The 12310-nt window shown below is 62.4% G+C and carries 9 protein-coding genes; 5 read left to right on the plus strand and 4 right to left on the minus strand.

The window, feature by feature from the left end; all coding sequences use genetic code 11:
• Nucleotides 1-13: 13 nt before the first annotated feature.
• Nucleotides 14-1279, minus strand: a complete 1266-nt coding sequence (locus U5822_RS17765) for a malic enzyme-like NAD(P)-binding protein (protein WP_322857016.1) — start codon at nt 1277-1279, stop codon at nt 14-16.
• Nucleotides 1280-1498: 219 nt separating this feature from the next.
• Nucleotides 1499-1720, minus strand: coding sequence for a 50S ribosomal protein L31 (rpmE, locus tag U5822_RS17770; RefSeq protein ID WP_322857017.1), 222 nt, complete (start codon nt 1718-1720; stop codon nt 1499-1501).
• A gap of 261 nt (nt 1721-1981) precedes the next feature.
• On the opposite strand from rpmE, the gene U5822_RS17775 reads away from it, so the two are divergent.
• The 5 genes from U5822_RS17775 to hslU all read left to right on the plus strand — a co-directional run bounded on the left by U5822_RS17775 (nt 1982) and on the right by hslU (nt 8569).
• Nucleotides 1982-4156 carry a primosomal protein N' gene (locus U5822_RS17775; protein WP_322857018.1) on the plus strand — a complete coding sequence of 725 codons (2175 nt, stop codon included), beginning with the start codon at nt 1982-1984 and terminating at the stop codon, nt 4154-4156.
• Between the two features lie 117 nt (nt 4157-4273).
• Nucleotides 4274-5959 (plus strand): arginine--tRNA ligase, encoded by a 1686-nt coding sequence (gene argS, locus U5822_RS17780; protein WP_322857019.1) that lies wholly within the window; start codon nt 4274-4276, stop codon nt 5957-5959.
• Nucleotides 5960-5968: 9 nt separating this feature from the next.
• On the plus strand, nt 5969-6601 hold the full coding sequence (locus tag U5822_RS17785) for an SPOR domain-containing protein (RefSeq protein ID WP_322857020.1): 633 nt from the start codon (nt 5969-5971) through the stop codon (nt 6599-6601).
• A 96-nt stretch (nt 6602-6697) separates the two neighbouring features.
• On the plus strand, nt 6698-7228 hold the full coding sequence (gene hslV, locus U5822_RS17790) for an ATP-dependent protease subunit HslV (protein WP_322857021.1): 531 nt from the start codon (nt 6698-6700) through the stop codon (nt 7226-7228).
• 12 nt (nt 7229-7240) lie between these two features.
• Nucleotides 7241-8569, plus strand: coding sequence for an ATP-dependent protease ATPase subunit HslU (hslU, locus tag U5822_RS17795; RefSeq protein ID WP_322857022.1), 1329 nt, complete (start codon nt 7241-7243; stop codon nt 8567-8569).
• Between the two features lie 68 nt (nt 8570-8637).
• Here the strand turns inward: hslU and U5822_RS17800 are convergent, their stop codons facing one another.
• Both U5822_RS17800 and ptsP read right to left on the minus strand, forming a co-directional pair.
• Complete coding sequence (locus U5822_RS17800) at nt 8638-9879, minus strand: patatin-like phospholipase family protein (protein WP_322857023.1); 1242 nt, start codon at nt 9877-9879, stop codon at nt 8638-8640.
• Nucleotides 9880-9996: 117 nt separating this feature from the next.
• Nucleotides 9997-12303, minus strand: a complete 2307-nt coding sequence (gene ptsP, locus U5822_RS17805) for a phosphoenolpyruvate--protein phosphotransferase (protein WP_322857024.1) — start codon at nt 12301-12303, stop codon at nt 9997-9999.
• Nucleotides 12304-12310: the final 7 nt, after the last annotated feature.

Here is a 12310-nt window from a genome sequence, read left to right on the forward strand (position 1 = left end):
TCCCGAACGAACCTTAGATGATGTCGTCCATGGATTTCAGCGGGTAGTGCGCCGGATACGGGTTGCGGGCAACACCGGAGTCCACGGCGGCCTGGGCCACTGCCGCGGGCACAACTTCCAGCAGACGGACATCCATCGGCTTCGGAATAATGTACTCCTTGCCGAATTCAAAGCTGTCCACACCGTAGGCTTCACAGATTTCCTGAGGCACCGGCTCTTTGGCCAGCTCACGGATGGCGTTAACCGCAGCAACCTTCATCTCTTCGTTGATGGCGGTTGCACGCACATCAAGCGCACCACGGAAAATGAACGGGAAGCCCAGAACATTGTTTACCTGGTTCGGATAGTCGGAGCGGCCGGTCGCCATGATCAGATCGTCACGGGCCGCCAGCGCAACTTCCGGGCTGATTTCCGGATCCGGGTTGGAGCAGGCAAAAACAATGGGGTTTGGCGCCATGGCCTTGAGCTGATCAGCGGTCAGGAGGTCCGGACCGGACAGCCCCAGGAACACGTCGGCACCGTCAATCGCATCATCCAGGGTGCGCTTATCGGTGTCGTTGGCGAACATGGCCTTGTACTGGTTCAGATCATCACGACCAGAGTGGATCACACCCTTGCGGTCGAGCATGAAGATGTTCTCAGAGCGAATACCGCAGCTGATCAGCAGCTTCATGCAGGCAATAGCGGCAGCACCGGCACCCAGGCACACCACTTTTGCTTCTTCAATTTTTTTGCCCTGCAGCTCAAGGGCATTGATCATGCCGGCTGCAGTCACGATGGCGGTACCGTGCTGATCGTCGTGGAAGATCGGCACGTTGCACTTCTCGATCAGCGCACGCTCGACCTCAAAGCACTCGGGGGCCTTGATGTCTTCGAGGTTGATACCACCGAAGGTATCGGCAATACGCTCAACCGTTTCAATAAACGCCTGCGGGCTTTCGGAGTTGACCTCGATGTCGAAGACATCGATGCCAGCGAAGCGCTTGAACAGTACGCCCTTGCCTTCCATTACCGGCTTGCTTGCCAGCGGACCCAGGTTACCCAGACCAAGAATCGCAGAACCGTCAGAGATGACAGCCACCAGGTTGCCCTTGGCGGTGTACTTGTATGCGTTCTCCGGGTCCTTTGCGATCTCGCGGACCGGTTCGGCAACCCCAGGGCTATACGCCAGGGAGAGATCGCGGGAGGTCTGGGTGGGCTTGGTGATTTCGACACTCAGCTTACCAGGCCGCGGCTTGGCGTGATATTCAAGGGCTGCTGCTTTCAGATCTTGAGACATTGCCACTGTTCCGTTTGTCACGTTTAAAGGTAATGAACCGCAAAGCAGAGCTCAGCGGGGCGCGACATTATGGCCCGAACCCCCTTAAACAACAAGCCTCCGCCGCCCACTTTATGATCAGTCAATAGTGCTAAATGCGTATGACGCTTTTAGCTACACTCAGTACCCCACCCACAAAAAAAGCGCCCGCAGGCGCTTTCTTCGGCGATTTCGGAGCGATCAGCCCTTCTTGCCGCCAATCCGGCCACCGAAACGCTTCTGGAAGCGATCGATACGACCACCGGTATCCATGACCTTCTGCTTGCCGGTGTAGAACGGGTGGCACTGGGAACAAACGTCCAGCTGCAGGTCGTGCCCGATGGTGGAGCGAGTCTTGATCACGTTACCGCAGGAACAGGTAGCGGTGACGTCTTCGTACTTGGGGTGGATACCTTCTTTCATGGCGAACCTCGTTAGGTCATGCCGCCACCCGGTCACGGGGCTGAGTTTGCCCAGGCGCCAGGCACCGCATGTTTGAATCGAATGTGAAGACGGGGCACAATCATGCCCTGCCGAAATCAGACCGCGAATATTACTTGCAAAACGGTCGCCAGGCAAGCATTGCCAGAGTCGCTCATCACATGCAGGGCCAATGATCAGGCCCAGTGGCGACGCGCCAAGATCCGCATTTACCGAGACTCACAAACTCACCTGGAGCCGCCGGTGTCCTCCACAGCACGAATCGCCCTTAACCGGCCATTGCGGCGCCTGTTTGATTACCGCATCCCGGACGGCACCCCCCTTGTACCCGGCCAACGGGTTCGCGTTCCCTTTGGCCGCCAGCAAGCCACCGGCCTGGTGGTGGAGACCGGCGTAACACCGCCGCCGGGCATCACGGTCAAGCCAATCCTCTCCGCGCTCGAGTCCTGGCCGGCCCTGCCCAGCGAAACCTTCCGCCTGTTGAGCTGGGCCAGTGACTACTATCAGCACCCGCTGGGCGAGTGCCTGTTCACCGCCTTGCCGGTAGCCCTGCGCAAAGGCCGACCGGCCGAACAAAAGCAGGTCACCCAATGGCGCGCGATCGGCGACCCGGCCGAGGTGCCAGCCGGCGCCCCCAGGCAGAGAGCCTTATTGGAGTGGCTGTCCGGCATAGGCAAGAGCGCCTCAGATCAGGAAATCATTCAGGCCGGCTTCACCCGCCAGCAAGTGAAAGCCTTGCTGGAGAAAAACCTGGTGCAAGCCAACACGACCCCGGCGCAGCCCGCAATCGCCCCGCACCCGGACTACGACCAACAGTCACCCACCCTGTCAGAAGCCCAGACCCGTGCCGCGGAGCAACTGGCACGGCCGGCGGAGGGGTTCGGGGCGTCGCTGCTCTATGGCATCACAGGCAGCGGCAAAACCGAGATTTACCTTCATTACCTCAAACAGCACCTTGGCCGGGACGAACAGGCCCTGGTCCTGGTGCCTGAGATCAACTTGACCCCCCAGACGGTGGCCCGGTTCCAGCGCTACTTCGGCACTCGCATTGTGGTCTGGCACTCGGCCCTCAACGATGGCGAACGGCTGTCGACCTGGCTCAAGGTTCGCAATGGCGAGCCGGTGATCCTGATCGGCACGCGCTCCGCCGTGCTCCTGCCCTTCACCCGGCTCAGGGCCATCATTGTTGACGAAGAACACGACAGCTCCTACAAGCAGGGCGAGGGTTTCCGCTATTCCGGTCGGGATGTCGCCGTCTACCGGGCACACCTGAACGACTGCCCGATCCTACTGGGCTCGGCGACGCCTTCCCTGGAGTCCTACTACAATGCGCAACAGCAGAAATACCAGCTGACGCGTCTGGAACAACGAGCCGGCCAGGCACGCCCGCCCGAAATCAGCCTGCTGGACATCCGCAGTCGCCCCCTGGACGGTGGCCTGTCCCAGCCGGCACTCGGGGCCATACGAAAAACCCTGGAACGCGGCCAGCAGGCGCTGGTGTTCGTCAACCGACGTGGCTTTGCCCCGGTCATGATGTGCTTTGACTGCGGCCACATGGTGGACTGCCCGCGCTGCGACACGCGCCTGACCTACCATCGCCGGGATCGCGCCATGCGCTGCCACCACTGCGATTACCAGACCGCTGCCACCGAGCAATGTCCCAAGTGCGAGAGCGACGCGTTCAAACCGGTCGGCCAGGGCACCGAGCGGACCGAGGATGTCCTGTCGGCGCACTTCCCCGACACGCCGGTGGTCCGGGTCGACCGGGACTCCACCCAGCGCAAGGGCAGCATCCAGGCCATCTTGGAGCGGGTCAATACCGGCGAGCCCTGCGTCCTGGTTGGAACGCAAATGCTGGCCAAAGGCCACGATTTCCCCGGCGTGACCCTGGTGGTGGTGGTGAATGCCGATGGCGGCCTGTTCAGCGTCGATTTCCGCGCCCCGGAACAACTGATCCAGACCCTGCTGCAGGTCAGTGGCCGGGCGGGCCGCGGCGCCCACGCCGGGCAGGTGCTGGTCCAGACCTGCCACAGCGACCACCCACTGCTGAAGACCCTGTGCGAGGGCCGCTACCTGGACATCGCCGACCAACTGCTGGCCGAGCGGGAAAGCGGCCAGTTTCCGCCCTTCCGGGCCATGGCCATATTCCGGGCCGAAGCGGACACCATGGAGAAGGCCCTGCAACTGCTGGATCAGATCAAACCCATGGCCCAGACCACGGGTGTTGAGGTCTGGGGACCATTGCCCGCGCTGATTGCCCGACGGGCCGACCGTTACCGCGCCCAACTGGTCCTGAACAGCGACAACCGGAAACGGCTGAACCATGTACTCAAAGGCATCTGCACGCACCTGGACCAACAGCGATTGCCCGGCAACGTGAAATGGATGATTGACGTCGACCCGCAGGAAACCGGCTAGATCGCGACCTGAGCCTTTTGCTTGCAGCGCCAGTTTCCGCGATAATAGCGCCCTTCTATTGCCAACGGGCGCCCTGCCCGATTTCCAATTTTCCAGCAAACCGAGTCATCTGACAGCATGAAAGAGACCGTTTCCGATCTGCTCCAGTCCGCACTGGCCGCACTTCAGTCTGAAGGCACCCTGCCGGCCGACCAGACCTTCTCGCCGCAAGTGGGCAACACCAAGGACAAGTCCCACGGGGACTACGCCTGCAACATTGCCCTGGTCGCGTCCAAGGCTGCCGGTTGCCCGCCGCGCAAGCTGGCGGAAGCGCTGGTCGAGAAGCTGCCAGCCAGCGCTGCGGTGGAAAAAGTGGAAATCGCCGGCCCCGGCTTCATCAACTTTTTCATGAGCACCGCCAGCGCTTTCGAAGTGGTGGAAACCATTCTGAGCCAGGCCGACCGTTTCGGACGCAACGACCACGGCAAGGGCGAACGGGTCCAGGTGGAGTTCGTCTCCGCCAACCCGACCGGTCCGCTGCACGTGGGGCACGGTCGCGGCGCCGCCATTGGCGACTGCCTGTGCCGGCTGCTGGAAGCCAACGGCTACGACGTGACCCGGGAATTCTATTACAACGACGCGGGCGCCCAGATCAACAACCTGGCGCTGTCGGTGCAGTCCCGGGTCAAGGGTCTGACTCCCGAAGACGACAGCTGGCCCGCGGACGGTTACCGGGGCGACTACATCATCGATGTCGCCAACGCCTACCTGGCGGGCGAGACGGTGACTGCCGACGATCGGGAAGTGACGGCGAAGGCCGATCCGAACGATCAGGACGCCATCCGCGAATTTGCGGTCGCCTACCTCCGTCGGGAACAGGACCTGGACCTGAAGGCCTTCGGCGTACACTTCGACGTGTACTTCCTGGAGTCGTCCCTGTACGAGCAGGGCAAGGTCGAGGCCACCGTTAAACGCCTGCAGGAAAACGGCTACACCTACGAGCAGGACGGCGCCCTGTGGCTGAAGACCACGGAATTTGGCGACGACAAGGACCGGGTGATGCGCAAGAAGGACGGCGGCTACACCTATTTCCTGCCCGATGTGGCTTACCACCTGGACAAATGGCAGCGCGGGTTCACCACGGTCATCAACGAACAGGGCGCGGATCACCACTCCACCGTGACCCGGGTCCGGGCCGGCCTACAGGCCCTGAAATCGGACATTCCCCAGGGCTGGCCGGACTACGTCCTGCACCAGATGGTGATGGTGACCCGCTCTGGCCAGGAAGTGAAAATCTCCAAGCGGGCCGGCAGCTACGTCACCGTCCGGGACCTGATCGACGAAGTCGGTCGGGATGCCACCCGGTTTTTCCTGGCGGCGCGGCGCGTGGACTCGCAGTTGACCTTCGATATCGACCTGGCCCGCTCCCAGACCAATGAAAACCCGGTCTATTACATTCAATATGCCCATGCGCGCATCTGCAGCGTCCTGCGCAAGCTGGCCGACGAGGGTATCGAGCGCGGTCGCAACGAATGCAAGGGTGACCTGTCGCTGCTGACCCTGGACGAGGAAAAGGAGCTGGCCAACCAGCTGGCCAAGTACCCCGAGTTGATTGCCAACTCCGCCGCGCAACGGGAACCGCACCACCTGACCCACTACCTGCGGGATCTGGCCGGTCAGTTCCACACCTATTACAACGCCCACAAGGTGTTGATCGAAGACGCCAATGTGCGCGATGCCCGGGTCAGCCTCTACCTGGCGATTCGCCAGGTGATCGCCAACGGGCTGGACCTGCTGGGTGTCAGCGCACCGGAAGAGATGTAAACGACGACCATGTCCCGAGACTACGCCCGCAAGAACCGTTCGGCCTCTGCGTCTGCGACCCCGAAAAAGAAGCCGGCGCGCGCCCCTGGCACGTCCAAAACGCGCGCCCGCTCTGCCGCTCCGGCCCGCGCCCAGCAGGGCGGCCTGTCGCTGAAGTGGATTCTGTCGCTGGCGGCCGTCGGCGGGTTCGTCGGGTTCATTGTCTACCTCAACTCCCTGCCACCGTCCGAGCCCAGCCGACCGGCGCAACCGCCAGCGGCCAAGACCGAGCCGAAGCCGGCAACCACCGCCAAACAGGAAGACAAGAAGCCGGGTTTCCGCTTCTACGAGATGCTGCCGGAATCGGAAGTGGTGCCGCCCAAGGTCGAGGAGTACACCCCTGGCCCCGCCAAGCAGGACTTCAACTACCTCGTGCAATCCGGCTCCTTCCGCAAGAAAGACGACGCTGAGCGTCAGCGTGCCCAGATTGCTTTCCAGGGCCTGCGTGCGAGCGTCCAGCGCATCGACCTGGACAGCGGCAGCACCTGGTACCGGGTTAATGTCGGGCCGTTCAGCTCCCGCAGCCAGATGAATTCGGCCATCGACAAACTGGTGTCAATCAACATCCAGCCCCTGATCCGGAAAATCCCGAAAGAAGGCTGACACCGGCCACGGTGCAGAGCGCCCCTCCACTTGAATTCTTTCGCCACGCCTCCATAACTGCCCAATACCGATTTCAAACAGGCAATTGGAGCCCCAATGACTACGATACTTTCGGTCCGGCGCGATGACGAAGTCGCCATGGGCGGTGACGGCCAGGTTTCCCTGGGCAATACGGTAATGAAGGGCAATGCCCGCAAGGTTCGTCGTCTCTACAATGGCAAGGTTGTGGCCGGGTTTGCCGGCGGCACCGCCGATGCCTTTACCCTGTTCGAGCGGTTTGAGGCCCAACTGGAAAAGCACCAGGGCAACCTGACCCGAGCCGCGGTCGAGCTGGCGAAGGACTGGCGAACGGATCGTGCCCTACGCCGCCTTGAGGCCCTGCTGGCGGTAGCCGACAAGACCGCATCGCTGATCATCACTGGTAACGGCGATGTCATTGAACCAGAGCAGGGACTGATTGCCATCGGCTCCGGTGGCCCCTTTGCCCAGGCCTCGGCCCGGGCACTGCTGGAGAACACCGAGCTGTCGGCCCACGAAATCGTCGAGAAGGGCCTGGATATCGCGGCCGACATCTGCATTTACACCAACCACAATCGCACCCTCGAAGTGCTGTCCACCAACGACTGATCCGGAGCGACCATGTCTGCAATGACACCCCGTGAGATTGTCCACGAGCTGAACAAACACATCGTGGGCCAGGAAGAAGCCAAACGGGCGGTGGCGATCGCCCTGCGTAACCGCTGGCGCCGGATGCAGCTGGATAGCAGCCTGCGCGACGAGATCACGCCGAAGAACATTCTGATGATCGGCCCCACCGGCGTCGGCAAGACCGAAATCGCGCGCCGGCTGGCCAAGCTGGCAGACGCGCCCTTCCTGAAAGTGGAAGCGACCAAGTTCACCGAGGTGGGCTACGTGGGCCGGGACGTGGAGTCGATCATCCGGGATCTGGCCGACATGGCCATCAAGATGCTGCGCGAGCAGGAGATGAAGCGTCACGAGCATCGGGCCCTGGATGCCGCCGAGGAGCGCATTCTGGATGCCCTGCTGCCGCCGGCCCGGGATTTCAACGAAGACAGTCAGCCGCGGGAAAACTCCTCCACCCGCCAGCTGTTTCGAAAGAAGCTGCGCGAGGGCGAGCTGGACGACAAGGACATTGAAATTGACCTGAGCAGCAGCGGTGCCGGCGTGGAGATCATGGCCCCTCCGGGCATGGAGGAGATGACCAATCAGCTGCAAAGCATGTTCTCCAACCTGTCCTCGGAGAAGCGCAAGACCCGCAAGATGAAGGTCGTGGATGCGCTCAAGCGGGTTCAGGAAGAAGAGGCGGCCAAGCTGGTCAACGAGGAAGAGATCAAGCAGAAGGCGATTCAGGCCGTGGAACAGAACGGCATCGTCTTTATCGACGAGATCGACAAGGTCGCCAAGCGGTCGGAAAACACCTCCTCGGACGTGTCCCGGGAAGGCGTACAGCGGGACCTGCTGCCGCTGATCGAAGGCAGCACGGTGAGCACCAAGTACGGCTCCATCCGCACCGACCACATCCTGTTCGTGGCGTCCGGCGCCTTCCATCTGTCCAAGCCGTCGGACCTGATTCCGGAGCTGCAGGGCCGCCTGCCAATCCGGGTGGAACTGCAGGCGCTGACGCCCGAGGACTTCAAGCGCATCCTGACCGAACCGGATGCGTCCCTGGTCCAGCAGTACGAGGCCCTGATGGCGACCGAAGGCGTGCAATTGACCTTCGCTGAAGACGCCATCGCCCGGATTGCGGAAGTGGCCTGGAAGGTCAACGAAAGCACCGAAAACATCGGGGCCCGCCGCCTGCACACGGTGCTCGAACGGCTGCTGGAAGGCCTGTCCTTTGACGCCGGCGACAAGGTGACCGATGGCTTCGAGGTGACCGCGGCCTACGTCGACGAGAAACTCGGGGACCTGTCGGAAGACGAGGACCTGAGCCGTTATATCCTGTAACGGGAACGCAAAAGGGGACGCCAAGCGTCCCCTTTTTTGTGCCCGCCCCGCGCTCTTGCGCGCCGGCCCTACTGAGCGCTGCTGAACAGCTGGGACACGTTCTCCAGGCCTGCGGCCAGCTTGCCTTTCTCCGCTTTTTTCTGCCGGCCCTTGGCCACGTACAACGGCAGCATTTCCCCGTACAGACTGGTGCTGATGGTGCGCTGCTCGTCCTCGAGACGGTCGCGGCGCAGGGTGATGCCGTAACGGGCCAGTTTCGGCTCCAGGGCATCGGCACGGTTCAGCAGATCCCGCCGGGTCATCTGGTAGGCGTGTTCGCACACCATGCGCCGGGACTGGAAACTGAAGACGTTGGAGAAGAACAGCTTGGCGTCGTCCCGGGTCGGCTCAAACAGCAGGATGTCCTTGTCCGGGTAATCCCGGGCGTATTGGGCGATGCCCGACTGCATGCGGGAATAAACCATGGTTCGGAAGGTCTGGGACAGCAGGTTAGGCATGCCCGAGCGGGTCAGCTCCCCCGGCTTCATGGTGCCGGCCCGCACCGCGGCACTGGCATCGATCGGCACCTGCGGATTCACCGCAAACACCAGATCGGCGCCGTCCTCAAAGGCCACCGAGGCGTGCAGGCCCTTGCGCAGGGTGCCATCCACGTAATACCGGCCATCGATCTCCACCGGCACATACAGTCCCGGCGAGGCGGTGCTGGCCTGGATGGCCCGGGAAATGGGCACATGGTCGAAGCCGGGTGCACCGAAGCAGACCGCTTCGGTGCTTTCAACGTCAGCGGCCACGATGTAGAGACTGCGCTTTAGCTGCCGGAAATCGTTGGTCCGGCCCAGCATGGTGAAGGCCCGCTTCAGGTACTCGTGCAGGCCTTCGTTGTCGAACAGACCGGCCGGCGCCGCCTGCGCCAGGATGGTCAGGGCCTCAAGCAGGCTCTGGTCGTAGGGGTTGTTGATGAACCGCTGCACCGCCGTGGACACCAGCCCGGGCACCGACAACAGGCGCCGGCCAATTTCCCGGAAGGCCGGTCGATAGAAGACTTCCGGGTGAAACGGATGCACCTCGGCTTCGTTTCGCACGAAAATCCGGCACAGTTGCGCCGTGGTCATCTGATTGGCGAGGTTAGCCGCGACAAACGAGCCGCCATTCACCCCGACATAGACATTAATGTCATTGAAATCGAGGCCGTCGAGCGCCTCATCCAGCGCTCGCAGGGCACCGATCTCGTAAATTCCCCCCAGCGGTCCACCGCCCCCCAGGGCGAGCCCGATGCGGGGCTTTTTTTTCAGATCGGTTGCAGCTGTCATGGTTTTTCTTCTCCGGTTGGCGTTTCGGGCATGGATCTCCGCACGCGCACGTCGCCTCTAACCTACCAACAGGTTTTAGAGTACTCACCCTATATTCGTTCGAAACGGGCTAAAAGTTCAGGACAAGGCCTTTTCTGCAAAGGCCACGGTGGTGGATTTGCCTGGGCGCAGGTAACGACCGAAACCCGCGTTGCGCAGGGCCAGATCGACGCAGCTCTTGATGACGTGGGGCGAATCCAGCAGCAGCACGTCTTCCAGCAACTGCATAGCCCATTCCCGGCTGACGCTGCGAATGACCGACTTCACCTTGGGCAGGCTGGCCGCGTTCATGGACAGGGAGTCGAAGCCCATGGCCATCAGCAGCAGGGCGCCGCCCGGATCGCCGGCCAATTCACCGCAGATCCCCACCGGCTTGCCGACGGCGTGGGCGTCCTGGGCAATCCGGACCAGGGCCTGGAGCACTGCCGGGTGGTAAGAATGGTACAACTGGGCGACCCGCGGGTTGTTGCGGTCCACCGCCAGCAGATACTGGGTCAGATCGTTCGATCCCACCGACAGGAAGTCGACCCGGTCGGCCAGCTCGCGGATCTGGTACACCGCGGCCGGTATCTCCACCATCACCCCGACCTTGGGCATGTGGATGTCGTAGCCCTCTTCCCGGACCTCGTGATACACCCGGTAGATCAGGTGCAGGGACTCCTCCACCTCGGAGATGTTACTGATCATGGGCAGCATGATCTGCAGGTTGTTCAGCCCTTCACTGGCCTTGAGCATGGCCCGCACCTGGACCAGGAAGATCTCCGGATGGTCGAGGGTAACCCGGATACCGCGCCAGCCCAGGAACGGGTTTTCTTCCTGGATCGGGAAATAGGTCAGGGACTTATCGCCGCCAACGTCGAGGGTGCGCATGGTGACCGGGTTCGGGGCAAAGGCCTCGAGCTGTTCCCGGTAGTACTGGCGCTGCTCCTGCTCGGACGGAAAGCGATCCTTGATCATGAACGGCACTTCGGTGCGGTACAGACCAATGCCCTCGGCGCCGTGGGACAGGGAACGCACCACGTCGGTCATCAGGCCGGTGTTCACCAGCATCGACACCCGGTGCCCGTCGGTGGTTTCGCAGGGCTGGTCCCGGAGCGCCTCGAGGCCGCGAATCAGTTCATCTTCTTCGTCGCAGATGGCCTGATAGAAGGCCCGCAGGTCGTCCGAGGGCGACGCAAAGATCTGGCCCTCGAAGCCGTCGACCACCAATTCCTTGCCATCCAGCTGGTTGACCGGGATGTCCACCAGGCCCATCACGGTCGGCACGCCCATGGCACGGGCCAGGATGGCCACGTGGGAGTTGCTGGAGCCCTTGACCGACACCAGCCCCACCAGTTGCCCCTTGGGCACTTCGCCAAGCATGGCCGGGGTCAGCTCCTCGCTGACCAGCACGGTCCGGGCCGGATACTCCAGGTGACGCTGGTCGCCCTCCTGCAGGTGCGACAGCAGCCGACGGCCCAGGTCTCGGACATCGACGGCACGCTCCTGCAGGTAATGGTCGTCCATCATTTCAAAATGGCGTACGTACTGCTGAACCACCTGCTTCAATGCGCCCTGGGCCCAGGTGCCTTCGCGGATCTGGTTGGCGACCTCGCCGGGCAGGGCTTCGTCACCCAGCATGCGCAGATAGACATCGAACAGGGCCTGTTCCTCGGGCCGCAGCTGCGAGGCCAGCCGGTTGGCGACCCGCTCGATGTCTTCCCGGACCGCCTTGACCGCGGCGCGGAACATTTCCAGTTCCTGCTCGATGTCCTCGGCCGGTTTCTCCGGCACCACATCCAGATCGGCAGCGGGATACACCACCACGCCGTCGCCGATGGCGACACCTGGCGCGCCGGGCACACCGTTGAAACTGACGTCCCGGGCCTCTTCCCCGGTGAGCGACAGGCCACTGATGGCGCCGGTTGCTTCACTGTGGGCGATCACGCCCGCCAGCTGAGCCGACACCGTGACCAGGAAGGCTTCCTCACCCTCATCGAAACAGCGGGAGCTTTCCCGCTGCTGGACCACCAACACCCCCAGAACCCGGCGATGGTGAATGATGGGCACCCCCAGGAACGAACGGAAGCGCTCTTCCCCGGTCTCCGGGAAGTAGCGATAACGGGGGTGGGCGGGCGCGTCTTCGAGGTTGATGGGCTCCTCGCGGGAGCCCACCAGGCCAACCAGGCCTTCGGAGTAACCAAGACTGACTTTACCGACGGCCTTGCGATAGAGACCTTCGGTGGCCATCAGAATGTAGCGGTTGGTGGCCGGGTCCAGCAGGTAGACCGAGCACACTTCGGTCCCCATGGCTTTCTGCACACGCGAAACAATGACGTCCAGCGCCTCCTGCAAATCGCGGGCGCCGTTCACCTCTTGTACAAGACTTCGCAGTATGCTCAGCATGGCGGGG

Origin of the sequence: Marinobacter qingdaonensis (genome assembly GCF_034555935.1) — a bacterium.
In the GTDB taxonomy this organism is placed as follows: domain Bacteria; phylum Pseudomonadota; class Gammaproteobacteria; order Pseudomonadales; family Oleiphilaceae; genus Marinobacter; species Marinobacter qingdaonensis.